Source organism: Ruegeria sp. (assembly GCF_965199275.1).
GTDB lineage: Bacteria > Pseudomonadota > Alphaproteobacteria > Rhodobacterales > Rhodobacteraceae > Ruegeria.
The window spans coordinates 692,949-719,582 of sequence record NZ_CBDAQX010000021.1 but is presented as its reverse complement, the minus strand read 5'-3'; the positions used below and the strand labels follow the sequence as shown (position 1 = coordinate 719,582).

Sequence of the window (26,634 nt, the reverse complement as noted above, 5' to 3'; positions counted from 1 at the left end):
AGCCCTTACGCGACTTTGTTGCTGTTGGCCGCCCGACGACGAGGTTTGCGGCTGTTCTCGTTCATGAAGTCGATGACCAGCGGGCGGATATTGTCGCGCCAGCTGCGGCCAGCGAAGATGCCGTAGTGCCCCGCACCGGGTTCCACATGACTGGCTTTCTTGCTGTCAGGCAGGCCGGTACACAGATCAAGCGCGGCGATACACTGCCCAGGCGCTGAAATGTCGTCATTCGCGCCTTCCACGGTTTTCACAGCCACGTCGGTGATCTTGCCCATATCCACCTTGTGCCCGGCGACGACAAATTCGTTCCGCCCAATCTCGCGGTTTTTGAAGATGCGTTCGACCGTGGAGAGGTAAAACTCGGCCGGCATATCCATGACAGCGAGATATTCATCGTAGAAGCGGTTGTGGGCGTCATGGTCCGAAGCTTCCCCCCGCATCACGCGCTGGATCTGATCCGTGAAGGCTGTGGAGTGGCGTTCGGCATTCATCGACATGAACGAAGCCAGCTGCAACAGGCCGGGATAAACCATCCGACCCACGCCTTTGTATTTGAAACCAACGCGCTGGATCATGGTCTCTTCCAACTGGCCCATCGTCACGCGACGGCCAAAGTCGGTCACGTCGGTCGGGGTGGCATCGGGATCGACCGGGCCACCAATCAGTGTCAGGGTGCTGGGCTGGGCCTTTGGTTCGACCTCGGCCAGATAGGCGGTCGCGGCCAGTGTCAGCGGTGCGGGCTGGCACACGGCGACCACATGGGTGTCCGGGCCAAGCTCTTTCATAAAATCGACAAGGTAGAGCGTGTAATCCTCGACATCGAACTTGCCAGCGGACACGGGGATATCGCGCGCATTATGCCAATCGGTGATGTAAACTTCGCAATTAACCAGCAGGCTTTTGACGGTCGAGCGCAGCAATGTGGCGTAGTGACCGGACATTGGAGCCACCAAAAGCACCTTGCGAGGTTGCGTTTCGCGCCCGTTTACCTTGAAATGGAGAAGGTCCCCAAAGGGACGCTCCAGAACCGAGGTGACTTCGACCAGATGATCTTTGCCATCTTCACACGTGAACGTCCGGATGCCCCAATCGGGCTTCGCGACCATGCGTTGAAAGGTGCGCTCGGTCACTTCACCCCAAGCGGCCATCCAGCTGAACGCCGGGTTGGGAACCATCGAAAACAGCGGGTAGGAGGCCATCGCATTTGCCGTCGAACCAAGCCATTGGTTCGTATTGCGCATGGTTTCCATCAGATCGTAGGTCATCATGTAGCGCATCGAAGGATCCTCCGGAGTATCAACCTAAGAGTTCGGACCATTCGTCGCTTTGTCGACCAACGTCCGCGACGTTATTCTGCATAGCAGCGAGAGTAGGGGTGAATTGTTAAAATGACAACAAGTGAAGACACTACGGGCCAAGTTACCGAAGAACATATTGAACGCATTAAAGAAAATATGGAGAAGGTTGAGGCTCTCTCCAAGCGCCTGATCGAAGTCATGGCTTCGAAGAAGTCTCATGTCCCCGCGTTGGACGGCCCGAATCAAGAGCTTTATGCACGTGCGGCAACGGCCTATTGGGCCGACGCATTGCAGAATCCCGCCAAATTATTGGAACAGCAGATCGAATACTGGGGCAAGTCCGTTCTGAACTTTGCCGAGGCTCAGCAGGCCCTGACCACAGGCGAAGTGGATGAAGACGAACCCAAGTCCAAGGACAAACGCTTTTCCAACCCACTTTGGGACACCAACCCCTATTTTCGCTTGATCCGCCAGCAGTACCAGACCAATGCCGAAGCCATCGCGCAGGCAGTGTCGTCGGTTGAGGACCTTGAAGAGAAGGACAAGCAGCGCCTTCAGTATTTCTCGCAGCAGATCATCGACCTGATGGCTCCCACCAATTTTCTGGCAACCAACCCTGATGCCTTGGAGAAAGCTGTCGAAACCGAGGGGCAATCTCTGATCCAAGGGCTTGAGAACCTCGTCTCGGACCTTGAGGCCAATGATGGTGAACTTGTGGTCAAGCTTGCCGATGACAGTGCCTTTGAGGTTGGGGTCAATATTGCGACCAGCCCCGGCGATGTCGTCTATCGCAACCGTATGATGGAGCTGATCCAATACAAACCGGTAACCGAGACGGTGCATGAAACCCCCATCGTTCTGTTCCCGCCATGGATCAACAAATTCTACATTCTCGACCTCAAAACCCAGAACAGCCTGATCAAATGGGTGACCGAGCAGGGATATACGCTGTTTGTCGTCAGCTGGATAAATCCCGATTCCACCTACGCCGATGTGGGGATGGAGGACTATATTCAAGACGGGTTCCTGACTGCGATCGAGACGGTCAAGAAGATCTGCAAAGTAAAACAGGTCAACGCCGTTGGGTATTGCATTGCGGGCACGACGCTCAGCCTGACCCTGTCACTGCTCAAACAGCGCGGGGACAAATCGGTCAAGTCGGCGACCTTTTTTACGGCTCTGACCGATTTTGGCGATCAAGGAGAATTCACGCCGTTTTTGCAAAACGACTTTGTGGATGGGATCGAGGATCAGGTCGCCAAGGATGGCCTCCTCCGCGCATGGATTCTTGGGCGTACCATGTCATTCCTGCGTTCGCGCGACCTGATCTACACGCCAGCGATCTGCAGCTATATGATGGGAGAGACCCCTCCGGCTTTTGACCTGCTGTATTGGAATGGCGACGGGTCGAACCTGCCGGGGAAGATGGCGGTGCAGTATCTGCGCGGCCTTTGCCAGCACAACGAATTCGTGGGCGACGGCTTCGAGATGCTGGGCCACAAGCTGCATGTCAGGGATGTGGACGTCCCCCTTATGGCTATCACCTGCGAGACGGACCATATCGCCCGCTGGAAAGACTGCTATCGCGGTGTTCAGCAGATGGGGTCCAAGTCCAAGACTTTTGTCGTATCAGAGTCCGGCCATATCGCCGGAATTGTGAACCCGCCCAGCAAGAAGAAATACGGCCACTACACCAACCCAGATCTGAAGTTGGATGCCGAGGCCTGGTTAAAAGACGCTGACTTTCACGAAGGATCCTGGTGGCCGATGTGGGGCGCTTGGCTGAAGAAACGGTCTGGCAAACAGGTTCCGGCGCGCGAAACGGGTGATTCGGAGCATCCAAGCCTGTGTCCGGCGCCGGGCAGCTATGTTTTGCTAAAGGCAAACCGTTGAGCAAATCGCTGATTTCAAAATGAAACTCGATTTTTTCTGCATTGCAGCAAGAAAAAACTTGAAATGCTGCAATGCAGAAATCATATTGTCCTCAAGCCGATGGAAACCGGGGTGGGCCCGGTTCGGTGAAAAGGATTAGGACAATGGCAAAGACCCAAGACTTCACCGCGATCATGAAAGACGTCATGGGCGCGTTTCCGGTAGACACCACCGCAATGGAAGGTGCCTTCAAATCGACCGCAGCGCTGAACGAAAAGCTGTCGGGCGTTGCTCTGGACGCGGCTGAGAAATCGGCTGAAATCTCGAACAAATGGACCAAGGAAACTCTGGCCAAACTGACCGAGATGTCGAAAGCAAAGGCCGAGCCTGCTGACTACGCAAAAGCCGCAACCGACTTCGCAAGCGCTTCGGCTGAAGTTGCTGCTGAAAACCTGGCTGCATTCGCGGAAATCGCGAAAAAAGTTCAGTCGGAAACCGTTGAGCTGCTGATGGCCGCTGGCAAAGACGCTGCTGAAGAAGCAACCGCAGCTGTCAAGAAAGCGACTTCTGAGGTGACGACTGCTGCCAAGAAAGCCGCAGCTGCCAAGTAAGAACGTCCGCGACGGGCATCTTATCCTCCCTATAGGTGCCATCGCGTTGGGCAGGTCGATTGACCTGCCCTTTCTTTTTGTGCTGCAGTCGCATAACCTCTGCTGCAACGCATCATCCTTGGGGAGGGTACAAGGTGTCGGACAAAGAAAAACCGCTGTTGATCAAGCGCTATGCCAGCCGTCGGCTATATAACACCGAGACCAGCGATTACGTGACGCTCGAAGATATTGCGGGGTTCATCCGCGACGGGCGCGAAGTTCAGATCATTGATCTGAAGACGGGCGATGACCTAACCCGCCAGTACCTTTTGCAAATCATTGCCGAACATGAAAGCCGGGGCGAGAACGTCCTGCCGGTGAATGTCCTGAACGATCTGGTGCGCAGCTACATGGTGCCGGGTGGGGGCATGATGCCGCAATTCCTGCAAAGCTCATTCGACATGCTGCGCGAAAGCCAAAGCAAGATGATGGAGAACATGAACGCCATGAACCCGATGTCTCAGATGCCGGGGTTTGAGGCGATGCAGGCGCAGCAACAGGCGTTCCTCAAGGCGATGACCGGCGGGTTGTCCGGCAACTGGTCAGGCCCCGACAAAGAGGATGAGTCCGAGCCGAAAGAGGATCTGGACGACATCAAAAAGCAATTGGCCGAGTTGCAGCAGAAGCTTTCGAAACTGAATTAGGAGCGCAGGCGATGCGCTGGCTGGTCCTGTGTGTCGTTATTCTATGGTCGCAAGCCGTTTGGGCCGAAGGGCAGTTCTCTGAAAACTGGTCGGCGGTCTGTCGGTTGGGAACAGATACCTCTGCTGGATGTCAGGATATTCGGGCGCGTGAGATTCTCGATGCGTCCGAGGCCCCTTGGCGCGCGATTGGTCGTGTGAACTATGCAGGGCGGGACCAACGATCTCATTGTACGGGCGTTCTGATCTCGGAAAGCCATGTGCTGACGGCTGCGCATTGTCTCTACAATCGATCACGGAAACGCTGGATACCACCCGAGAGTATTCGATTTGCTGCCGGGTACCAGCGGGGCGAGGCGGTCTCGGTCGCGCGGGTCGATGACTATATCTTGCCTGCAGGTCAGGATGTATCGGCCAGCTTCTCCGATCAGCCCGAATTGGACTGGGCCATTCTGGTGCTGGACGCTCCGATCGGGGCCGAGGTCGGTTTCGTTAAGCCGGCAAATCAAGAGGTCGAGGCAGGCTTCGTCGCGGGCTATCCGGGGCTGAGACCCCACGTTCTGAGCCAGACTGAGATCTGCGCCATGCTCCCATATACAGGCCAGATGCTGCGTGGGATCTGCCCGGTGATGATGGGGGATTCCGGCGCACCACTGTTGGTGAATACCTCGGGCGGGCTGCGGGTGGCTGGTGTCCTGTCCCGCATTGCGCCGACCCCCGAAGGGATCGACGCGTTGTTTGTCTCAGTGTTTGGAGTTCAGGTGCCGTAAGCAGGAACCGGGCCAATCACCTCACCGACCGAGGCCAGCAGAATGTCGGCGATCACGTCCAGTTCCTCGCGCGTCAGGCGCACGGGCAGGCGCACGTCACAGGCTGTCATCAGCATGGCACGGGTTTGCGGAAGCTCGAACTGCTCGGGCAGGAACTGCCAATTCCAGAAGGCGCGGGCATTGTCTTCGCTTAGGCCAAAGACCTGAACCTTGACGCCGCGCGCCTCGGATGCCGCGGCAAAGGCGCGGATTTCATCCTCATCCATGCCGACCAGATTGAACTGAATCGAATCCGGCGCACTACGTTCGGGCGCAAGCGGGGCGGGGACGTCGATATAGTCCGAGCTGTTCAGCCGTTCCGCAACATAGTCGTGGTTCGCTAGCCCATCGCGCACGCGGCGCGCCAGTTCGGGGATCTGGGGGCGGATCACTGCAGCGCTGAGGTTGCTCATCCGCAAGTTATAAAGCGGGAGTTTGTTCTGCCAGCGCGCAAAGGCCTGCTCCAACTCCGGAGAGTTGTCGCCATGCGGGGTCTTGTGCTTCTTCCAGTTATGCTCGTAGGCCCCTGACATGATCACGGTGCGCGCTACCAGATCGGCGTCGTCGGTGATCAGAATGCCACCTTCGCCCGCGTTGATCATCTTATAGGACTGGAACGAGAAGCAGCCGATCTTGCCGATGGTGCCAATGTTGCGCCCGTGCCAAGTGGTGCCCAGCGAGTGCGCGGCATCTTCGATCACCGGGACATCGCGTGCGTCACACAGCGCCATGATCGCATCCATATCCGAGGTATGGCCGCGCATATGGCTGATGATGACCGCTTGCACATCGTCCAGCTTGGCGTCGAAATCAACCATGTCTATGCGGTAGTTCGGACCAACTTCGCACAGAACCGGAACGCAATCCGCATGCACGACCGACGAGGGCACAGCAGCGAAGGTAAAGCCCGGGATCAGAACCCGCGCATCCCGCGGCAAGCCCAGTGCCTTCAGCGACAGAAACAGAGCAGCCGAGCAGGAGGAAACGGCCAAAGCGTACTTCGCGCCCAGCAGCGCGGCGAACTCGGATTCCAGCAAAGAGACCGGCGCGTCTTGCGGTGCAGTGTAACGAAACAAGTCGCCTGACTGCATCAGGGCGTCGATTGCGTCTCGTGCGGCGGCGGGGATGGGTTCGGCGTCATGAACGTTGGGTGGCAGCGTCATATTTGGTTTTCCCGAATTCTAACTTTCACTTTATTAAATCAAGCGTGCTGCCCGTGCCAAGCCCCCAATCGCAAGATCGGCAAAATTTCACCAAATTGTCGTATGGAAACGGGGGCTAGATCCCCAGCCGATCCCGCAGCGCGTACCAGGTCATTGCCAGCACCAGCAGAGGGCTGCGCAGGGCCGGACCACCGGGAAAGGGCAGGGCCGGGACGCGGGCCATGGTATCGAACCCTTCGGCCTGTCCTTGAATGGCCAATGCCATCAGCTGACCGGCATGTGTTGCCGTGCCGACGCCATGGCCGGAATAGCCGGAGGCGGAAAGGATATTCGGCGCGACACGCGTTAGATAAGGCATCCGACGCATTGTAATCGCCAGAGTGCCGCCCCACGCGTAGTCGAGTTTGATCTCCCGCAGATGCGGAAAGATCTCGGTCATTGGTTTGCGCACGGTAGCGAAGATATCCGAAGGGAACCGGTAGCCATAGCTTTCGCCTCCGCCAAACAGCAGGCGTCCGTCAGTGCTGAGGCGGAAGTAATTCACCACGAATTTTGTATCTGCAACGGCGACATCCCGCGTCAGCACGCGCGCGGCCTCAGCCCCGAGCGGTTCTGTCGCGGCGATGAAGTTGTTAATCGGCATCACCCGCGCCGCGACCTGCCGGTTCAGCGTTCCAAGGTATCCGTTACACGCCAGAATGATGTGGCGGGCGCTGACATTCCCACCTTCGGTAAGAACCGTAGCCGGGTCGCCTTGTTCGATCCCTGTCACCTCGGTGCCTTCAAAAATACGCACGCCCGCGGCCTCAGCAGCACGGGCCAGACCGAGCGCATAGTTCAACGGGTGCAGATGCGCCGCCCCCTTGTCCAGATACCCACCCTTGTAAGCGGGTGAGGGGCAAAGGGCTTGGCCTGCCTCTTCATCCAGCAGCTCGATCTGATCGTAACCGTAACGGTCCGACAAATGCGCGGCATGGGCATGCAGATCGCCGCGCTCGGACGCTGACAGGCCCAAGTTGGCTATGCCAGGCTTCAGGTCGCAGTCAATTTTGTGTTTTTCAATCAGCGATTTTACCAAGGTCTTAGCATCTTCGGCCAGATCCCAAAGTTTGGCAGCGTCGTCCTGTCCGACGAGCCGCTCCAGATCCTCTTGGTCCATGCGCTGGGCGCTGCCCAACTGGCCGCCATTGCGGCCTGATGCGCCAAAGCCCACTCGGTGTGCCTCAAGCAGGACAACGTCCATCCCGGCCTCGGCCAGATGTAACGCAGCCGACAAACCCGTATAGCCACCACCGACGATACACACATCGGCGCGGGTTTCGCCCTTGAACTCAGGGAACCGCGCGAGCGGATTGACTGTTGCGGCATACCAGCTTGCCGGATACTCGGCTTTGCTACCGTTGGAATAGAGAAGGTTCATCTCTGGTGACCCCAAAAGGCTCAGACGTTCAGCAAGAGATGTTCCCGCTCCCACGGAGAGATCACCTGCAGGAACTCTTCGTACTCGGCCCGTTTCACGATGCCATAGACGCGGGCGAATTCGGGGCCCAGAATCTCATGCAGTTCCGTGGCTCCGTCAAACAGGTCCAGAGCATTCCCCATCACCTGCGGGATATCCCCTTCGCCCTCATAGGCGTCACCGTAAAACTGGCGGCGTGGACGTTCCTGTTGGACCAGACCCAGATAGCCACAGGCCAGTGACAGTGCGATCCCGAGATACGGGTTGCAATCCATTCCAGCGATACGGTTTTCCACGCGCCGCGCCTCAGGGCCGGACAGCGGCACCCGGATACCCGTGGTGCGATTGTCCCGCGCCCATTCCAGATTGATCGGCGCGGCATGGTCTTTCACGTAGCGGCGGTACGAGTTCACATAGGGTGCCATTACGGCAAGACCGGCTGGCAGGTGTGTCTGCAGGCCCGCGATGAAGTGATAAAACGCGTCGGTCTCACCGCCTTGCGGCCCGGAGAAGATGTTCTGGCCGGTCTCAATGTCGATGATCGAATGGTGGATATGCATGGCCGAGCCCGGCTCATCCTCAATCGGTTTCGCCATGAATGTCGCAAAGCAATTGTGACGCAAAGCGGCCTCGCGGATCAGGCGTTTGAAGTAGAAGACCTCATCCGCCAGCTTCACCGGATTGCCGTGGCGCAGGTTGATCTCAAGCTGGCCTGCGCCGCCTTCTTGGGTGATCCCGTCGATCTCAAACCCCTGATGTTCGGCGAAGTCATAAATGTCGTCGATCACCGGGCCGAATTCGTCCACGGCCGTCATGGAATAGGCCTGACGCGCGGCGGCAGGACGGCCAGAGCGGCCCATCATCGGCTCAATCGACTGCGCCGGGTCAACGTTGCGGGCGACCAGAAAGAACTCCATCTCCGGGGCGACCACCGGTTTCCAGCCCTTGTCGTGATAGAGCTGCACGACACGCTTCAACACGTTGCGCGGGCTGTAGGGGATCGGGTTGTCGTCGCGGTCATAGGCGTCGTGGATCACCTGCAGCGTCCAGTCGCCAGTCCAAGGTGCCGCCGACGTGGTCGAGAAATCCGGTTTCAGGATCATGTCGCGTTCAATGAATCCGTCCTCACCCGCGGCTTCACCCCAGCCGCCCGTGATCGTCTGGTAGAAGATACTGTCAGGCAGGTGAAAATAGGATTGCCGCGCGAATTTCGATGCGGGAACGGCCTTGCCGCGTGCAATGCCCGGCAGGTCCGAGATGATGCACTCGACCTCATCCAGCCGATGTCCGGCGATGTAGTCCTGTGCGGCCTGCGGTGCTGCGTCTGTCCAATCGGCCATCAGGCCCTCGCTTTCTTCAGAAAATCCGCCATGATCTGCGCGATCCGGGCATTGTGATCCGGTGCTGTTTGTCTGTTCGCTGCGGCTTGCATGAGGTCATCAGGCACTAACCCTTTGCCCCGCGTGCGCATCAGGCCCGAGACGAAATCGTTGGAAAATTCAGGATGCGCCTGCACGGTCCAGATCTGGTCACCGTAGCGCAGCATGGCGTTCTGGCAGAAGTCATTGCTGCCGATCACCTCGGCCCCGTCCGGCACGTCCACGACCTGATCCTGATGCCATGCGTTTAGCCAGACGTTGTCGCCATCAAAGTCATATTCAGTACGTCCAACCGACCAACCACCTTGGTATTTTTCGACCTTGCCGCCCAGCGCCTGCGCGATGATCTGATGGCCAAAGCACACGCCCACCAGCGGCTTACCGCTTTGGTGAATCTGGTGGATCAGATCCTCAAGCGGGGGAATCCATGGTAGATTCTCATAGGCCCCGTAGCGAGAGCCTGTGATCAGCCAGCCATCTGCGTCTTCTGCGCTGTCTGGGAAGATCCCGTCAACGACTGCGAACGTTTTGAATTCAAACCCATGTCCGTCCAGCAACGCCGGAAACAAAGAGTCATAGTCCCCGAAGTCCTGTATGAGCGCATCAGGGGTGTGGCCAGTTTGTAGAATGCCAATTTTCATAAGTCACCGAATTTGATCAAATTCAGAAATACCCGAGAGCGGGCCTTCGGGCAAGGGGGTCACACGGCCTCAAGATAGCTGAGCCAGTGTTCGTCGTCGGGGCGGTCTGCAAAACGTGCGATTTCCTGCCGTTTGGTCATCGACAGATTGCGGACCAATTCCGATGGGAAAAGCCGGGTAATGATCGGGTCACTCTCGAACAGGTCGATGGCGGCGGACCAATCGCCAGCCAGCTGAGGCAGACCGTCAATCTCATAAGCATTGCCCGAGATCGGGGCGGGGGGCACCATGCCGTCCTCGATGCCGACCAGCGCCGCACCCAGAACGGCACTCAGCATCAAGTAAGGGTTGATATCGCCGCCAGCCACGCGGTGCTCGATACGTCGGGCCGAGGGCGCTCCGCCCGGAATACGGATGGCGGCGGTTCGGTTTTCATAGGCCCAGCTTGCACCGGTGGGCGCATGCGCGCTGGGCACAAGCCGCGCGTATGAATTCCCGTGAGGTGCAAAGATCAGAGTGCTGGCCGGCATGGCAGCAAGGCACCCGGCCACGGCTGAGCGCAGCAGCTCGGTGCCCTCGGGCCCGCCATCGTCGAAGATATTCCGCCCGTCTTGGTCCAGGACCGAGAAATGCACATGCATCCCGTTTCCCGCGTCCTCAGCATAAGGTTTCGACATGAAGGTCGCAGCAAAGCCGTGTTTTCGGGCCAAGCCACGCGTCAAAGCCTTGAAAAGCCACGTATCATCGGCGCAGCGCATGGCGTCCTGATGATTGAGGTTGATCTCGAATTGACCGATACCGCTTTCGGATATTGCAGTTTGCGCGGGGATGCCCATTGCAGCGCACCCGTCATAGAGGTCGGTGAAGAATGCCTCGAATGCGTCCATTTCAGCGACGGACAGAACCGCCTCGTCTGTCAGGCGGCGGCCAGTGATCGGGTTGAGCGGCGCCAAGGGTTGGGGGCCGAACGCGTCGACAAGGGTGAATTCCAGCTCGGTCGCCGCAACGACTGACCAGCCGCGCTGCGCGTAACGTGACAGCACCGAGGCTAGCGCATGGCGCGGGTCGCCTGCAAAGGGAACGCCGTCATCGTTATGGAGACTCATGGGAACCAGGGCGGTCGATGTTTCCAGCCATGGCACTGGAACAGGCCCGCGCTCGGTCGGAAGCAAGATGCCATCGGCGTCACCGGTTTCGAACACGAGGGGGCTTCCGTCGATATCCGCACCCCATAGATCGACGTTCAAGGCCGAGAATGGCATGCGCACAGCACCCTTGCTCAGCTTATCGGCATATGTTGGCGGGACGCGCTTGCCACGCATCTGACCGTTCAGGTCGCAGGCGGCAACGCGGAAATTATGCAAGGCGTTCAGGTCCATTGGGGCTGTAGCTCCTCTCGGTTATCCGAGATGTAGCGAAGCTAATCGGCCTTGTCACGAAATTTGATCAAATTTCAGCGGTCGTAGAAAAGCGTCGGCACGAAATGCGCCGACGCCCCGTGTTTTAGGATCAGACGAATGTTACGCCGTTTTCCGCCATCGGCAGGGTCGTGACCTTCACACCCGAAAGCGCGCGGATGGCATTCGCCAGGGCCGGGGCGGACGGAGGTGTGCCCGGCTCGCCGACGCCCGTGGGCGCTTCGGCTGACGGGACGATATGAACGTCAATCGCCTGGATGTCGCCGATCCGCAGAGGCTCGTAATCCGGGAAGTTGAACTGGTCCACCGCACCGCTGGTCAGCGTGATTTGGTCCCGCATGACGTGACCGATGCCATAGCCGACACCACCTTCGATCTGCGCTTTGACCACATCGGGATTCACCGCAATGCCGCAATCCACGGCACAAGTGACTTTTTCGATGCGAACGCCGCTGTCCAAATCGCCTGATACCTCGACCACTTCGGCCACATAAGAGCCAAAGGACTTGTGGACCGCGATGCCCTGCGCGCGCCCGGCTGGAGCGTTGCCCCATCCGGCCTTCTCAACCGCCAGCTTCAGAACTCCGGCCTTGCGGGCCTGATCTGCGTTGCTGTCATCGCTCAGATGCGCCAGGCGGAACTCGACCGGGTCGCGACCGGCGGCCTCTGCGGCCAGGTCCATCATGGCCTCCATCGCATAGCCCGTATGGGTGTGCCCGACCGAGCGCCACCACAATACCGTCGTGGCTTTCGGTGTATCCGTCAGACCTACGGCCATGCCGGGGATGGCGTATGGGCTGTCAGAAACCCCTTCGACCGAGCTGTGGTCGACACCGTCATGCACCAGAACAGCTTCGAAGGGCGTCCCCTTGATGACCGACTGACCGGCGATTTGATGGTGCCATCCGACGATGTTTCCTTCACCGTCCAGACCGACGCGCACTTTGTGACCAAAGGCAGGGCGGTAGTAGCCGCTGCGAATGTCATCTTCACGTGTCCACACCAGTTTGACTGGGCGAGAGCGGTCGGTGACCACGAAGGCCAACGCAGCCTCGACCTGATAATCCGCATCAGGTGTTGCGCGGCGGCCAAAGGACCCGCCTGCCAGCATCGTGTTGATATGGATCTTCTCGGCCGGAAGCTCGAAGATCTGCTGGTAGGCCATATGCGGGCCGGTTGGCATCTGCGCCCCATCATGCAGGACAATGTCGCCCTCTGCAGTCTGTTCGATTGTGCAGTTCAGGGGCTCCATTGGAGCATGGGCCAGAAGCGGGAAGTAGAAGGTCCGCTCAACCACAGTGTCGGCGCCGTCGATGGCGGCAGAGACGGCGGCAAAATCGGCCTTGTTGACGTTGTAGGTCGGCTCGGCATCAAGCGCGTCCATGATCTCGGCCTTGATCTGATCCGAGTCGCGTGTTTCCGCGCCCGACATATCCCATTCGACCTCAAGCGCATCACGCGCCTGAATCGCGGCCCAGGTGTTTTCCGCGTAGACGGCGACACCCGCTTGGTTGGGCAGAACCGCGGCACTGATGTAGCCTTTGACCTCTTTTGAGGCGCTATCGTCAAACCCTAGCGCAATTCCGCCTTTGGATTCGGGGCGTTTGATCATAGCGATCATCTGGTTGGGAAGGTGAACGTCCATGGCATACATGGCCTGACCATTGCCCTTGATCGCCGAATCCTTACGCCGAACGGCTTCGTTTCCGATCAGGCGGAACTCGGAGGGGTCCTTCAGGCGTGGCTCGGCCGGGGCGTCCAGCTGAGCAGCTGCGGCAACGAATTCGGCAATCGGAGCGGACTTGTCGCCGGATTTGACAATGCCTTCTTCGATTGTGATGCCCGATGCGTCGACGCCCCAGCTTTGGGCCGCCGCGTTGATCAGCATCTCGCGTGCGGCAGCACCGGCCTGACGGTATTGCAGCCACGAATTCGCCATTGCGGTCGAGCCGCCCGTGCCCTGGAATGGTCCGAACAGCAGGTTGTTGTAGACGTTTGGATCAGAGGGCGCGAATTCGTATTCGATCTGGTCCATCGTCAGGCCGATTTCTTCGGCGATCAGCGTAGGTAGACCGGTCGCAGGGCCCTGACCCTTCTCAAAATGTTTGACGATGGCAGTTACAGTGCCGTCGGCATCAATTTTCACGAAGGGGTTGAACTGAGCGGTTTCGGATGAAGCAGCCGCCAGTGCGCCATCCGGACGCGCGCCAACCAGCAGGACGGCACCAGCAGCAGCTGCGCCTTTCAGAAATCCACGGCGAGAGGTGTTGATGGTCATGGATCAGGCCTCCAGAATTTCAGATGCGCGTTGGATACCGGCGCGGATACGTTGGTAGGTGGCACAGCGGCAGGCATTGCCGTACATGTACGCGTCGATCTCTTCTGCGCTCGGCTTGGGGTTCTCAGCCAGCAGGCCAACGGCTGACATTACCTGACCCGACTGGCAATAGCCGCACTGAACCACGTCCAACTCGACCCAGGCCTGTTGGACAGCTGCGCCGATCTTGTCCTCACCGACGGCTTCGATTGTGGTGATCTCGGCATCTTCGACGTCTTCGATATAGGTCTGACACGAGCGTACGGGCTCGCCATTAAGATGCACGGTGCAGGCGCCGCAAGACGCGACACCGCAGCCAAATTTGGTTCCGGTGAGCTTCAGCTCATCCCGGATCACCCAGAGCAGGGGCGTGCCGGGTTCGGCGTCGACAGTATGCGTCTCGCCGTTCAGTTTCAGATTGATGGCCATGAGGGGATACTCCGTGTTGGCTTGCTACCTGAGTCGGTAAACTGGCGGGTTTACATGTGGCACAGAAAGTCGCGCCTGTAAACTCTCGCGTTTACCTAGTGTTTGACCCGATGCTGTCAATGGGTCTATAGCAATGGCATGAATGAGATCAGCGCGCCCAATGCGTCCAAATATGCACAGATCATCGAAGCTGCCGTGGCCGAGTTCCAGGAAAAGGGGTTCGCGGCGGCCAGCATGGATCGTATTTCGCGTCAGGCTGAAGTCTCTAAAAGGACGCTTTATAAGTATTTCGAAAGCAAGGAAAATCTGTTCCGTTCAATCGTGACGGAACTGTCCAGTCGCTTTGCGGAAGTGCTTGAGATCAGGTACGAAAAAGGGCGCGATGTTCGCGAACAACTGACCGAGCTGGCCTGGGCCGAGGGGCGCATTCTGATGCTGCCTGATGTGATGGCCATGTCTCGCATGGTGATCAGCGAAATCCTGCGCAACCCGACCTTGGCCGAGCAAGCGCAGGGCAAGCTGGACAAGACGGGCTCGTTCATCGACATGCTGCGCGAGGCCGCCGCAGACGGGCAATTGAAGATCGACGACCCCGAACAGGCCGGTCGCGAATTCATCGGCCTGATCAAGGCGCGGGCGTTTTGGCCGCTGTTGTTCTCGGGAACGGTTCTCAGCCATCAGGAAATGGCGGACACGATCAACAACAGCGTCGAGATGATGATGCGCAGATACGGCCCGGACACCGCGTAGCGTTCAGCGCCACAGGACGGACATACCCGCCCCTACATACCGTTGCGCGGGATCACGTGATTCCGTTCCGTTTTGAAGAAAAGCGTGTCTCCGTCCCAGCATTCGACCGTAGCGTTCAGCACGAAATCGGTTTCCGTGGCCGTCTGCTGAGACCAGGTCTTGATACGTGCATCCCAATCGCCACGCTCAAATCGGGTTTCCTGCCGCATGGTCGCGATCGCGGATAGGGGATCATCTGGCAGAATGGAGTAAATCCGCTCGGACGTGTCGGAAATCTCGGTCCCTGTTTCGAGCACCTTCTTTGACGACGGTCCCATGACACCTCCACCGATGAAGACGCGCTCCGAAAGCCTGCCGGTATGGGCGTCCCGTGTCAGCGTCGTCTCGGACCCGCCCTGACCTCTGGTCGCGGTCTGGGGTACCGAACCCGGGGCTGGAATCGGAAGGTCCCGAGGGGCCAGCGCATCTGGTGCATTGGTGCGAACGGGCAACGACAAGGCCGAGGAGCCGGGCACGACCGTCGCGCAAACCGGATTCGGCGCGGGCCACAAGATGGGCCAATAGGCAGTCGCAAGCTGCACCATGATCCGGTGACCGACAGGTACGTTGTAGCCGATGGCGTGCAATTGGATCGAGATCTCCATCTCTTCTCCGGGCACGACCGGGGTTGGTTTTGTGTCACTGTCGCGGTGCATCAGGTTGAAGAACCCGCGCGAGATCAGGGTTTGCGCGCCGTCGGGGGCCTCATCAATCAGCAAGCCCGCGACAAAGGCCTGAGGTTGGTCGACACTGACCCGCAACGCGATTTCAGGTTGGCCCAGAATGTCCAACGATGACTCCAACTTGTCACTGCGGAACACCATCGCCCCAGCGGCGTCGATCCGACAATCCAGAGGCAAATCGCCCGGAATACCGAAAGAACACATGACCCCACCGGCCGAGCCGAATGTCTGCGGAGAGGTGATCTGCATCGGCGCGCCTGTTTGCGCCTGTGCGTCCAACGACCCCGCGTTCAGCCAATAGGTTTCGTTCGAAACATTGGGCGAGGGCCAACTGGGCTCCTCGACCCAGCGCCCGGAGCGGTGTGTTTGCGTTCCAGCGGGGCGCATGCTGTCCATCATGTACAGGTGCAGCGGTGGCTCCTCCTTGATCCCGGTGTCGATCCCCTTCAGCCAATAGTCCCAGAATCGCAGCACCTCGGCGATGAAATCGACCTGAGGGGTCGGTTTGCCTTCATGCGGGTAGAGATGCGACCACGGGCCCATCATCACCTTGACCGGCACGTTCAGGTGTTCCGAGATCCGGAACGGCGTGTCGCGATAGAGGTCTGCCCAGCCGCCGAAATAGTAGACGGGAACGTTGATTGCGTCATAGTCCTCGCAGATCGAGCCACGTCGCCACATCTCGTCATGGGTTTGATGTTCCAGCCACATGGCGGGCCAGAACTCCATCGCGTCAAGACGTTCACGCCAGAGGTCACGCCACTTGTCCTCTCCTACGATTTCGGGGTCGGGCGGGAAGGCGTTCAGCAATTGCATGATCGAGCCCCACCAGAAATTGTCGCCAGCCAGCACGCCTCCGTAGAAATGTATGTCTTCGCGCCAGCGGTCGTCACAGCCCATCACCGGCGCGATGGCTTTCAGCGCAGGGGGGCGTTTGGCGGCAACCTGAAATGAGTTGTAGGCCCCCCAACTTTTGCCAAACATGCCGACATTGCCGTCGCACCATGGCTGTTCAGCCAGCCACGCGATGACGTCAACGCCGTCCTGGGTTTCCTGGTGTGAGTATTCATCCTCGGCCAGCCCACCGCTGTAGAAAAGCGTGCAATTTTGACCCCCTAAGCGGGGAAATCGGCGTCCAAATTTGACCCCTCCCTATGGTTGTAGACATCCTTTTCATTGAGCAGTCGATGGAGAGGCAAGCGGGATGATTTGCGTGGAAACTATTAGAAAAGTGCGTCGCTTACACCTGATCGAAAAAAAGAGCATCAAGGAAATTTGCCGTTCGCTCAATTTGAGCCGTGCAACGGTTCGAAAGATAATCCGATCGGGAGTGACGGAGTTCAAATATGAGCGCAAATCGCAGCCATACCCGGTGCTCGGGCCTTGGCGCGCGCGTCTGGATGAAACGCTTGAGGAGAACGAGGCGCTTCCGAAGAAACACCGCAAGCGGATGACCAAAATCTGGAAGGAACTCTCCGATGATGGTTTTGGCGGCGGGTATGACAGTGTTCGACGCTACACAAAGAATTGGCGCATTGCGCACGGCCGACAACAGGCGCAGGCGTTCATCCCGCTGATCTTTGATCCTGGGGAGGCGTACCAGTTCGACTGGAGTGTGGAGACGGTTTTGATGGACGGTGCACTCACGACCGTGAAGGTTGCCCATTTCAAACTTTGCCATAGCCGCATGCCATTCTCCATTGCCTATCCGCGCGAGACGCAGGAGATGGTCTTTGATGCCCACGACGAGGCCTTCAAATTCTTTGGTGGAGGCTGCATCAACGGGATCTACGATAACATGACGACCGCCGTCGATGCGATCCTGTCGGGCAAGGAAAGAAAGTTCAACAAGGCATTCTCCCGGATGTGTTCTCATCATCTGGTGAACCCGATCGCCTGTACGCGCGCGGCCGGTTGGGAGAAGGGTCAGGTTGAGAATCTGGTCAAGGAGAGCCGCGCCTATAGTTTTACACCGCGTCTGGAGGTGGCCGACTTCGATGAATTGAATGCCCGGCTGCAAAAAGACGCGATCAAACGCGCAAAAGAACTGCGGCATCCGGAAAACCTGGAGGTGACGGTCTGGGAGGAGTTCCAGCAGGAAAAGCCGCTGCTGACGCATCTGCAGAAGCCCTTCGTCGGGTTCCGTGAAAAGACGGTCGCCGTGAGCCGAACCTGCCTGATCAACTTCGAAAGAAACAAATACAGCGTTGAGGCAAGAGCTGTTGGACGTCAGGTCCAGTTGCAGGTCTACGCCACGCGGATTGTCCTGCGCCAAGACGGTGAGATTGTCGGAGAGCACGAACGGTGCTTCGGCCGAGGAAAAACGATCTTCAACCCTTGGCACTATGTGCCCGTCCTCAAGCGCAAGCCTGGCGCTCTGCGCAATGGAGCACCGTTCCGTGACTGGGACCTACCACCGGCAATGACGCAGATCTGGACCCATCTGCGGGGCACATCCGACGGAGACCGGCAACTTGCCGATATTCTTTTCGCTGCTTACCAGCACGACATTGATGTGGTCGAGGCTGCCTGCGAAGAAGCTCTAAAATCTGGCCTGCGCAAGGCCGATGCGATCCTGAACATTGTCTCTCGGCGCACCAATCCCCCGCCGCCAAAGGCGATTGAGCCGCCTGCCCACCTGCAGCTGAAAATGGCACCGATCGCGGATTGCGCTCGCTATGACAGGCTTGGAGGCTCCCATGCAACTGCGTAAGGAAATTCTCGAACTTGCCCGTCAACTGAAGTTGCCAGGCATCGTCAACTGCTTTGACGAAGTGATGCAGGCCGCAGCCAAAAACAACTGGCGGCCCCAACAGGTCGTGGCCGAACTCCTCACGGCCGAACTGGCCGAAAAGACTGCGCGCTCGATCCGGTATCAGATGGGTGCCGCAAAGTTCCCGGTCTGCAAGTCCTTACCTGAGTTCGACTTCACGGTCAGCCCCGTCAACGAGGAAGTCGTGCGCAATCTTCATGACGGCGATTTTATGGACCAGGCCAGGAATGGCGTGCTGGTCGGTGGAACCGGATCGGGCAAAACGCATCTCGCAACAGCGATCGGGGGCCACGCGGTCAATAACCGCCGGCGGGTCAGGTTCTTCAGCGCTGTGGATCTCGCGAACAAGCTGGAGGCTGAACATCGCGAAGGCAACGCCGGGCGGCTCAGCGAGCAGCTGATCCGCGTCGACCTCGTGATTATAGACGAACTCGGTTATCTGCCGTTCGCAGAGTCTGGTGGACGATTACTCTTCCATCTCATCAGCAAACTGTACGAGCGAACGTCTATTCTGCTAACAACCAACCTCGCATTTGCTGAATGGCCGAGTGTGTTCACAGATGCCAAAATGACCACTGCTCTCCTGGATCGACTGACACACCATTGCGATATCATCGAAACCGGGAACGAAAGCTGGCGAATTAACCACCGCGACTAACCTCGAAATCGGGGAATAAATTCAAAACAGACAGCAGGTCAAACCTTCAGTCGAGCTACGCTCTCTTTTCGGTTTGACCTGCTGTCCACCCCCTCCTGAATCAACCTAAACACGACCCCCTCAACGCCCCTCTTAGCTCCAAGGGGGGTCAAATTTGGACGCCGATGGGGGGTCATTATTCAATGCCGATTGACAGACATGATTGCCTCCCGTTGATCGGCTGTTGAAAATAACGTGCCAAAAACGCGTGGAACGGATCCTGCACGGCAAGTTCTCCGGTCGGGTGCGCACAGCCGATATGGAGCGCATTCAAAGAAACCGAAGTGTCATTATTATATGACAGTTAAAACTGTCAGGTCAATTAGACTGTCGCTAACACGCGATATGTCCGGTGTATGTAACATGCGATCTGTCCGGTTCTATTCTGTCTCTGAGAGGAGGCGTTATGAACCGAGCAGAAGTGTTACAGGAAGTTCGACTGATGAAGTTTGAAGATGTGTATTCGCGGCGAAGCGCGAACAAGCTGACGCAAGAACAGGCGGCTGAGATACTGGGTGTATCCGTGCGCACCGTCAGGCGTTGGGAGGATCGATTTGAGGCGGATGGTGCAGAAGGTCTGTACGACCGTCGGCTTGGCAAACTGGCCAACAATCGTGTTGCCACGGATAAGGTCATGGAGATGCTTGAACTGTTTGATACCAAGTACTGGGATTACACGCCGAAGCATTTCCACGAGAAGCTGGTGGCCCACCATGGTTTCACACAGAGCTACAACTGGGTGCGGCTTACACTGCAGCGCCACGGCCGGGTTCAGGCAGCACCCCGACGAGGTGCCCATCGGCGCAAGCGGCCCCGCCGTCCGATGGTTGGCATGATGTTGCATCAGGACGGCTCCAGCCATGAATGGGTTCCGGGTCAGTGGTGGGATCTGATCGTCACCATGGACGATGCCACCAACCGGGTTTATTCGGCATTCTTTGTCGAGGAAGAAGGGACGATGAGCAGTTTTCAGGGGCTGACAGAGGTGATCGAGGCGCAAGGTCTGTTTTGCTCGCTCTATGCCGATCGGGGCTCTCATTACTGGCATACGCCCGAAGCGGGCGGCAAAGTGGACAAGGACAATCTGACCCAGGTCGGGCGCGCCTTGCAGCAACTCGGCATTGAGCTGATCCCGGCCTATTCACCGCAGGCCCGTGGACGGTCTGAACGCATGTTTGGCACGTTCCAGAACCGATTGCCGCAGGAACTGCGGTCCCATGGGATCACAACCATTGAAGAGGCCAATCAGTTCCTGAAAGAGGTCTATCTTCCCGAACACAATGCCCTGTTTGCAAAGGAGCCGGAGGATACGACCTCGGCCTTCGTGCCGTTTACAGGCAATGTGCGCGACACCCTGTGTGTGCAGGAAGACCGCGTCGTCGGCAACGACAATACGGTGCGCTACAAGGGCCTGGTCATGCAGATCGCGGCAGACAGGCACCGTCATCATTTCGTCAAGGCGAAGGTCAGGGTCCACGAATACCCCGATGGTCAACTGGTCATCTTCCACGGCCCGAGATGCATTGGCCGCTACCAGCCTGACGGATCACCCATCACACAGGAGGATAGCAAACACAAAGTCGCGTGACCCGCTTCGACGTGGCGCGAACGCGGTGGCCCAAATCTACGGTCGCCTACGGCTCCCTCCGAATTGGGCCACCGCGCAATCAACTGAAGCGGACAATTGGCATGTTACCTACACCGGACAATTCAGAATGTTCTCGACATTAGACACTTTTTAGAGTCCGCATTTTGGAAAGATCCTGCCTTTCATCGCGACAACATTCCCAAAAATATGAATAGGAAACCCATTCAACTCGATTTCCAGAAGTTTCTTGTTCCACCATCTTCACGCTTGCCGGACTTCGAAAGGTTTACTTGACGCTGCGCTGTTTTCTAACGACACGCCTGCGAGTTTGACCCCATGGGGCACATGGCGTTCTCTGCCCGCAATCTTATTGGTGTTTGGTTCCTCGAATTTCTCCTTGAGGTTTGCGGAAGGCGGTTTCTTAGAAGCCTTTTTCCTCTTTGCTGTGCGTGGTGGGGGCGGGCATTTTTGAGCAGTAGTGGCCGCGACAAGGCGCTGTGTACGGTCGTTGAGCTTGGTCATGGATTACACCCATCTTGGTCTCTGGGGAATTCGGTTCGAACATCAAAAAAAACCGGGGTTTGATAGTCGATTTCCGGTGGGCAACGGATGCATCCACAATGAGCATGCCCGGCTCAGTATCCAGCAGCATTCGTGCCGCTGTTTGTATGCTTTGGATGTGCTACACCGTAGCACGTTCGAATCGAACGCCCCCGGAAACACCCCGGAATCCAAGGTAATCGTGCTACGCGAAGGTCGAAGGTGCATGGAGTTAGTGCTTTGAAAAATAACGCACAAAAAGCGGCACGCCTAAGCGTGGCACCCATGATGGACTGGACCGACCGCCATTGCCGGTTTTTGCATCGGCTGCTGAGTGAGCAGACGCTGCTTTACACCGAGATGGTAACCGCGCCCGCGCTGGTGCGTGGTGGAGCGTTGCATCTGTTGGATTATAGCCCGCAGGAACATCCTGTTGCTCTGCAGTTAGGTGGCTCGGACCCAGAAGAGCTGGCGCAGGCCGCGCGGCTTGGAGCTGAGGCCGGGTATGATGAGATCAACCTGAATTGCGGCTGCCCCTCGGACCGGGTGCAATCGGGCACGTTTGGGGCTGTATTGATGAGAGACCCTGCGCGGGTCGCCGACTGCGTGGCCGCTATGGGTGAGGCTGTCTCGGTTGATGTGACCGTCAAATGCCGGATTGGCGTGGACGATCAGGAACCGCGCGACGTGCTGCCGGACTTTCTGGACAAGATACAGCAGGCCGGGTGCCGACGGGTGACGATCCACGCGCGCAAGGCGTGGCTGCAGGGGCTAAGCCCAAAAGAGAATCGCGATATCCCCCCGCTGGACTATGACCTCGTACATCAGATGAAGGCCGATTTCGCGGATCTTCACATTTCGATCAATGGCGGCATCACCTCGTTGGATGAGGCGCAGGCTCATTTGGAGGCCGGGCTGGACGGGGTGATGATCGGACGAGCGGCCTATCACCAGCCCTCGGACATTCTGTCTGAGGCGGATATGCGGATTTATCAGAGCGGCAGCGCTCGGGACCCGATCCAGGTGGCCCGGCAAATGGTGCCCTATATCGAACAGCACCTTGTCAACGGAGGGCGTTTGCACCAGATCACGCGGCATATGCTCGGCCTCTTTGCCGGTCGCCCCGGCGCACGGGCCTGGCGGCGCGCGCTGTCGGAAGGGGCGGTGCAGGATGGGGCAGGGCCCGAAGTGATGCTGAAGGCGCTCGATCACGTGGTGCCTCTGGCCGAGGTTTGAACGAATGAAGCCCGGTCTATGACCGGTTTGGGGGGAAGATGCCCGAGACGATGTTGCTGGCCCAGATGCTGGGCCTTTTGCTTGTAATTGGCGCACTTGCGGGCGTTCTGGCGGGGCTGCTCGGCGTTGGTGGAGGCATCGTGCTTGTGCCCGCGTTTTTCTATGCGTTCCAAACGCTTGGATATGGTGGGCCGCAGTTGATGCAGCTATGTCTGGCGACTTCGCTGGCGACGATAATCGTAACCTCGATCCGGTCGGTGCTGGCCCATAACAAAAAGGGCGCAGTCGATTGGCAGATCCTGCGCGGCTGGGGGCCTGGCATCGTCGTAGGGGCGGTTGTTGGCGTGCTGGTTGCTTCGGCCCTGCGGACTGAGGCCTTGCAGGCGCTGTTCGGAGTTCTGGGCATGGTGATTGGTGCGTATCTGGGCTTTGGTCGCTCGGAATGGCGTTTAGGGGATGCGATGCCCAAGGGGATCAAGCGCGCGGTTCTGTCCCCATCCGTGGGCTTCCTGTCTGTGCTTATGGGGATCGGAGGCGGCAGTTTCGGCGTCCCCCTCATGAGCCTTTACAACACGCCCATCCACCGGGCTGTGGCAACGGCTGCAGGGTTCGGAGTGATCATCGCCGTGCCATCTGTATTGGGTTTTCTCTTTCTGGAAATTGCCCCTGAACACAGGCCTCCGCTGACGATCGGGGCCGTGAACCTGGTGGCCTTCGGGATAGTAGTCGCGATGACGATGATCACCGCCCCGTGGGGCGTTAAACTCGCTCATGCGATGAATCCGAAGCCGCTCAAGAGGGTGTTCGCGCTGTTCCTGACACTTGTCGCTTTGAACATGCTGCGGAAGGCTTTGGGATGGTAGTGGATTTCTGGGCGAAAGGTTGGGTCAAATTCCCGTTCGACCCGGCTCTGGCCGAATGGGTTGGGCAGGTTTTGCCCGCCGCTCAGCAGTCGGTCACGGCGCCTGAACATGCCGAATAGCTGGATTGTGAAGGCACATGGTTTGTCGGTGTTGATGCGTTGCCCAATGATGAACTAGGGCAGGTTGGGTCGTCAAAACCGCTGTCCGGGATGGCCATGGATTTCATCGCCGCGCATCTGCGGTCATTGCCGCTGCATCCGGGGCAAGTCTCGATCATCTATCCGGGGTATCCCCGCCCTCGGAAAGGCGAAAGCGAGGCCGCCGGGCGCTACAGGCGTAATCGCGATGCGGCGCATGTGGACGGGTTGCCGCCTATGGGCCCGGATCGCCGCCGTCGCGTGGATGAACCGCATGCGTGGATTTTGGGCATTCCCCTGTCGGAAGCCAGCCCCGATGCCTCGCCCATGGTGTTGTGGGAAGGTAGTCATATCCCAATGGGCGAGGCCTTTAGAGCGGCTTTTGCGGATCAGTCCCAGACCGATCTGAGCCAGGTCGACATCACCGACATCTATCAAGCGACCCGCCGCGAGGTGTTCGAGACCTGCCCAAGGATCGAATTGCCTGCCAAACCTGGCGAGGCCTATCTGCTGCACCGCCATTGCCTTCACGGAGTCGCGCCATGGCCAGATGGGGCGACCGCCGGGCCGGATGGACGGATGATTGCCTATTTCCGCCCCGAATGCGCCAACGGCGTCGCGGAATGGATTGAAACACGCTGATGTCTCGTGAGGGAAACGGTTCCCGCGAATTACCCCAGCAGACCACGCCCACATCTGCCCGTTTCGCAACTTGTGGGCTTCAAAACCCGGCTTTTCACGAAAAATGACGTAGGGTCACTTTGCGATAAGATTATTGATTGCTGAGTCAATGAATATACAACTGAGGGCGTTTTCTTCGTCGTTCCGGCTGAAAACTCTTTAGCCAGACCGTGCCGCTGCGGGTCGCCACTCACTCACGGAACCGGCTTTCGCCTCGCTTTTTTTCGAGGCGTGCGTCCGGCCCGCAGCAGGCACACTTAATTGATTGGTTCTTAATGTCTTTCAAAAGCTTTCTACGACGCTTTTCCAAGCTGCGAGATCACGCGCAACCCGTGACTGTCGACACCACGATGGAACGGCCTGCAAAACATCCAAGAACCAGCCGGTCCGAATACTCAGACCTGTTCAAGGATGAACTCGCGACCCGACAAGAGGGCAGGTGTGACAAATCAAAGGATGAAACCAGCGCGGTGGACTGAGCGGTCAGCTTTTCAGGCGGGCCGAACGCCCGCCGCGCCGTTTGGCGAGGCGCGGTTTACGGGCGGGCAAAGCCTCCATGATTTCGGCGCGTTCGCTGCTGTCCATACGGGACCAGCGCGCGATCTCATCAAGGGTGCGGTAACAGCCGGTGCAAATCTGCTCTGTCGGGTGGACAACACAGATTCGTACACAGGGGCTTTCGACCTCATCGCGCTGCCAAACCATGTTCGTCATTCGTGGTCTCCGACCCGTTACAAAAAGCGCAGCCTGTCCAGCGCTCCTTGCAGAATATAGCCTGCTGCAACGTGATCAATAACCTGTCCGCGACGTTTTCGTGTCGTATCCGCCTCTAAAAGTGCCTTTTCTGCCGCAACTGTGCTCAGACGCTCGTCCCAGAAGCCGATGGGGCAGTCGGTCAGGCGGGTCAAGTTGCGGGCAAAAGCGCGGGTAGATTGGCAACGGGGGCCTTCGGTACCGTCCATATTTTTGGGCAGCCCGAGGATGACGCCACCGATCTCACGATCCTTGATCAACTCAAGCAAGCGCGCGGAATCCACGGTGAATTTTTTGCGACGCACTGTCTCGAGCGGGCTGGCCACCCCGCGCATCCGGTCCGAGACCGCCACGCCGATGGTCTTTTCACCCAGATCCAGCCCCATAAGCGCCGTCATCGGCGACAGGGAAGCGGCGAAGTCCTCAAAATCGTCGTGGATCATTGGGCAATACCGGCTTGCAGGGCGGCGGCGTCGATCATCTCAAGCGCCTCGGGGTTGTCGGCAAAGAGGATCTCGGCTTCGTCACGGATATCTATTGCACGCTGGGCCTGACCCAAGACGCCAAGCGCCGCGATCAGGCGCGCCCAGTCCTGAGGAGGGCCGCCCTCGGTCGCCAGGCGATCAGACAGACGGTCAACCATGCCTTGGATCATCTCTTGCCGTTCTTCCGGGGTCATCTCGGCTGCGGCGGCGACATCGTCCTGACTTGGGCCGGGCTGCCCCAATGAGCTAGGGTCGGGGCCGTTGAAAACCCCCGCGCGGAAGGCAAGCTCATCCAACTGGGCGCGAATGGCATCACCCCAGGGTGCGCCCGCCGGCGCATCCCGCGCGGTGTCGACCCAGACACGATAGGCGAGGTCGGGACGTCCAGTCTGGGCCAGCATCTGCCCCCAGTAGTAGCGCGCCGGGCCGTGTCGGGGATCACGCTCAAGCGCGGTGGCCAGAACTTGCTCGGCCTCGGGCGAGATGTAGCCGCCTGCTGCAAGGATCATCTTTTCGGCCAGATCCGAGTAATCATCGGCTGTTGCCGCCTGACCCGAAAGCTCGATAACGCGTTGCTGCGCGGCATAAGCGGCCTTGAAGTTCCCCGCATTGGCTTCGTGCTGTGTCAGCAGGATATGCCCTTGCAAGTCATTCGGCCGGGCCGCCACGGTGTCGCGCAGTTGCTGGAGCAGCGTTGCGTAGCTTTCTTCCAGTTGTCGCGGCTGCGGCGGGGTGGCAAGGGCTTCGGCTGCTTCCTGCGCTGGGCGGTTCGACCGGACCTCCTCGGCCAGTGCCAGCCGTGCGGTCAGGGGTTGGTCGGGCAGGCCGACGGCACCGGTTCGGTAATACATCGCCAGCGCGCCGCCGATCACGACCAGCATCACGATTGCGATGCTAACAACGGAAACCCCGCGCGACGGGCCCGAGGTTGCCCGGTCGCCCTGCATCTGGGCGTCCGCTGCCAGAATGCGGCGTGAGATCTCGGTGCGGACCCTCTCGGCATCGGCTTCGCCAATGACACCACGGGCCAGATCACGGTCAACACCGGCCAGTTGTTCGCGGTAGACGCGCAGATCGTAGGCTGCGGTTGGTTCGTCCGCGCGGCGGCCGCGCAAAAGCGTATAGCCGAGGAACCCTGCGACCAGTAGCGCGATCAGACATGAAATGACCCAGAACGTCATGCTCTCTCCTGAAATTCTGCCCTGACTTAGACCTGCGGGCCGCCTAAAAAAAGGGACAAATGGCCGCGAATGTGCCACATGTCGCAATAGTGCTATATTGCGGCGTTGACCGGCGTGGATATACCCGGTCGACGCGGCATACCTGCGCCAAT

At 58.5% G+C, this 26,634-nt stretch carries 23 protein-coding genes and 1 pseudogene; 12 read left to right on the top strand and 12 right to left on the bottom strand.

Going from position 1 to position 26,634, the window contains the following annotated elements; genetic code table 11:
• Window positions 1-5: 5 nt before the first annotated feature.
• Window positions 6-1,277: a polyhydroxyalkanoate depolymerase gene (gene phaZ, locus ACOERD_RS18255; protein ID WP_170374116.1), complete on the bottom strand. Its 1,272-nt coding sequence runs from the start codon at window positions 1,275-1,277 to the stop codon at window positions 6-8.
• A 111-nt stretch (window positions 1,278-1,388) separates the two neighbouring features.
• Between phaZ and ACOERD_RS18250 the strand changes: the two genes are divergently transcribed.
• From ACOERD_RS18250 to ACOERD_RS18235, 4 genes are all read left to right on the top strand, one after another.
• Complete coding sequence (locus ACOERD_RS18250) at window positions 1,389-3,191, top strand: PHA/PHB synthase family protein (RefSeq protein ID WP_419739964.1); 1,803 nt, start codon at window positions 1,389-1,391, stop codon at window positions 3,189-3,191.
• Between the two features lie 143 nt (window positions 3,192-3,334).
• Window positions 3,335-3,781, top strand: a complete 447-nt coding sequence (locus ACOERD_RS18245) for a phasin family protein (RefSeq protein WP_170459028.1) — start codon at window positions 3,335-3,337, stop codon at window positions 3,779-3,781.
• 134 nt (window positions 3,782-3,915) lie between these two features.
• Window positions 3,916-4,464: a polyhydroxyalkanoate synthesis repressor PhaR gene (gene phaR, locus ACOERD_RS18240; RefSeq protein ID WP_170552879.1), complete on the top strand. Its 549-nt coding sequence runs from the start codon at window positions 3,916-3,918 to the stop codon at window positions 4,462-4,464.
• An 11-nt stretch (window positions 4,465-4,475) separates the two neighbouring features.
• Entirely contained in the window at window positions 4,476-5,231 is a 756-nt protein-coding gene (locus ACOERD_RS18235) for a trypsin-like serine peptidase (RefSeq protein WP_419739963.1), read from the top strand.
• Here the strand turns inward: ACOERD_RS18235 and ACOERD_RS18230 are convergent.
• From ACOERD_RS18230 to ACOERD_RS18200, 7 genes are all read right to left on the bottom strand, one after another.
• Window positions 5,219-6,433, bottom strand: coding sequence for a DegT/DnrJ/EryC1/StrS family aminotransferase (locus tag ACOERD_RS18230; RefSeq protein ID WP_419739962.1), 1,215 nt, complete (start codon window positions 6,431-6,433; stop codon window positions 5,219-5,221). The genes ACOERD_RS18235 and ACOERD_RS18230 overlap by 13 nt on opposite strands.
• Before the next feature lie 115 nt (window positions 6,434-6,548).
• Entirely contained in the window at window positions 6,549-7,853 is a 1,305-nt protein-coding gene (locus ACOERD_RS18225) for an NAD(P)/FAD-dependent oxidoreductase (RefSeq protein WP_419739961.1), read from the bottom strand.
• A gap of 20 nt (window positions 7,854-7,873) precedes the next feature.
• Entirely contained in the window at window positions 7,874-9,232 is a 1,359-nt protein-coding gene (locus tag ACOERD_RS18220; protein ID WP_170374109.1) for a glutamine synthetase family protein, read from the bottom strand.
• The gene (locus ACOERD_RS18215) at window positions 9,232-9,912 is read right to left on the bottom strand and encodes a type 1 glutamine amidotransferase (RefSeq protein WP_419739960.1); all 681 of its coding nucleotides are present in this window, start codon (window positions 9,910-9,912) and stop codon (window positions 9,232-9,234) included. The genes ACOERD_RS18220 and ACOERD_RS18215 overlap by 1 nt, the downstream gene beginning before the upstream one ends.
• A gap of 59 nt (window positions 9,913-9,971) precedes the next feature.
• On the bottom strand, window positions 9,972-11,291 hold the full coding sequence (locus tag ACOERD_RS18210; protein WP_419739959.1) for a glutamine synthetase family protein: 1,320 nt from the start codon (window positions 11,289-11,291) through the stop codon (window positions 9,972-9,974).
• 130 nt (window positions 11,292-11,421) lie between these two features.
• The gene (locus ACOERD_RS18205) at window positions 11,422-13,608 is read right to left on the bottom strand and encodes a molybdopterin cofactor-binding domain-containing protein (protein ID WP_419739958.1); all 2,187 of its coding nucleotides are present in this window, start codon (window positions 13,606-13,608) and stop codon (window positions 11,422-11,424) included.
• Window positions 13,609-13,611: 3 nt separating this feature from the next.
• Complete coding sequence (locus ACOERD_RS18200) at window positions 13,612-14,076, bottom strand: (2Fe-2S)-binding protein (protein ID WP_170374105.1); 465 nt, start codon at window positions 14,074-14,076, stop codon at window positions 13,612-13,614.
• Between the two features lie 138 nt (window positions 14,077-14,214).
• Here ACOERD_RS18200 and ACOERD_RS18195 point away from each other — a divergent pair, with 138 nt between their 5' ends.
• Window positions 14,215-14,826, top strand: a complete 612-nt coding sequence (locus ACOERD_RS18195; RefSeq protein ID WP_419739957.1) for a TetR/AcrR family transcriptional regulator — start codon at window positions 14,215-14,217, stop codon at window positions 14,824-14,826.
• Window positions 14,827-14,858: 32 nt separating this feature from the next.
• Here the strand turns inward: ACOERD_RS18195 and ACOERD_RS18190 are convergent.
• Window positions 14,859-16,631: pseudogene (locus tag ACOERD_RS18190) on the bottom strand (CocE/NonD family hydrolase); the annotation flags it as partial.
• A 121-nt stretch (window positions 16,632-16,752) separates the two neighbouring features.
• Here ACOERD_RS18190 and istA point away from each other — a divergent pair.
• The 7 genes from istA (at window position 16,753) to ACOERD_RS18155 (ending at window position 24,024) form a co-directional block, all read left to right on the top strand.
• The gene (istA, locus tag ACOERD_RS18185) at window positions 16,753-18,261 is read left to right on the top strand and encodes an IS21 family transposase (RefSeq protein ID WP_419737605.1); all 1,509 of its coding nucleotides are present in this window, start codon (window positions 16,753-16,755) and stop codon (window positions 18,259-18,261) included.
• On the top strand, window positions 18,248-18,979 hold the full coding sequence (istB, locus tag ACOERD_RS18180) for an IS21-like element helper ATPase IstB (protein WP_419737606.1): 732 nt from the start codon (window positions 18,248-18,250) through the stop codon (window positions 18,977-18,979). The genes istA and istB overlap by 14 nt, the downstream gene beginning before the upstream one ends.
• Window positions 18,980-19,424: 445 nt before the next feature.
• Window positions 19,425-20,606, top strand: a complete 1,182-nt coding sequence (locus ACOERD_RS18175) for an ISNCY family transposase (RefSeq protein ID WP_419737631.1) — start codon at window positions 19,425-19,427, stop codon at window positions 20,604-20,606.
• Between the two features lie 780 nt (window positions 20,607-21,386).
• A complete protein-coding gene (dusA, locus tag ACOERD_RS18170) occupies window positions 21,387-22,382 on the top strand; it encodes a tRNA dihydrouridine(20/20a) synthase DusA (RefSeq protein WP_419739956.1) in 996 nt (331 codons plus the stop codon).
• A 38-nt stretch (window positions 22,383-22,420) separates the two neighbouring features.
• Window positions 22,421-23,245, top strand: coding sequence for a sulfite exporter TauE/SafE family protein (locus ACOERD_RS18165; protein WP_419739955.1), 825 nt, complete (start codon window positions 22,421-22,423; stop codon window positions 23,243-23,245).
• A complete protein-coding gene (locus ACOERD_RS18160) occupies window positions 23,239-23,364 on the top strand; it encodes a hypothetical protein (protein WP_419739954.1) in 126 nt (41 codons plus the stop codon). Before ACOERD_RS18165 ends, ACOERD_RS18160 begins: the two co-directional genes overlap by 7 nt.
• A gap of 90 nt (window positions 23,365-23,454) precedes the next feature.
• Window positions 23,455-24,024 carry a hypothetical protein gene (locus ACOERD_RS18155; RefSeq protein WP_419739953.1) on the top strand — a complete coding sequence of 190 codons (570 nt, stop codon included), beginning with the start codon at window positions 23,455-23,457 and terminating at the stop codon, window positions 24,022-24,024.
• A 522-nt stretch (window positions 24,025-24,546) separates the two neighbouring features.
• Here ACOERD_RS18155 and ACOERD_RS18150 read toward each other — a convergent pair.
• The 3 genes from ACOERD_RS18150 to ccmI are packed head-to-tail and all read right to left on the bottom strand — an operon-like array spanning window position 24,547 to window position 26,482.
• Complete coding sequence (locus ACOERD_RS18150; RefSeq protein WP_170374099.1) at window positions 24,547-24,777, bottom strand: DUF1289 domain-containing protein; 231 nt, start codon at window positions 24,775-24,777, stop codon at window positions 24,547-24,549.
• 17 nt (window positions 24,778-24,794) lie between these two features.
• Complete coding sequence (gene ruvX, locus ACOERD_RS18145) at window positions 24,795-25,259, bottom strand: Holliday junction resolvase RuvX (protein ID WP_170465968.1); 465 nt, start codon at window positions 25,257-25,259, stop codon at window positions 24,795-24,797.
• The gene (gene ccmI, locus ACOERD_RS18140; protein ID WP_419739952.1) at window positions 25,256-26,482 is read right to left on the bottom strand and encodes a c-type cytochrome biogenesis protein CcmI; all 1,227 of its coding nucleotides are present in this window, start codon (window positions 26,480-26,482) and stop codon (window positions 25,256-25,258) included. The genes ruvX and ccmI overlap by 4 nt, the downstream gene beginning before the upstream one ends.
• Between the last annotated feature and the right edge of the window lie 152 nt (window positions 26,483-26,634).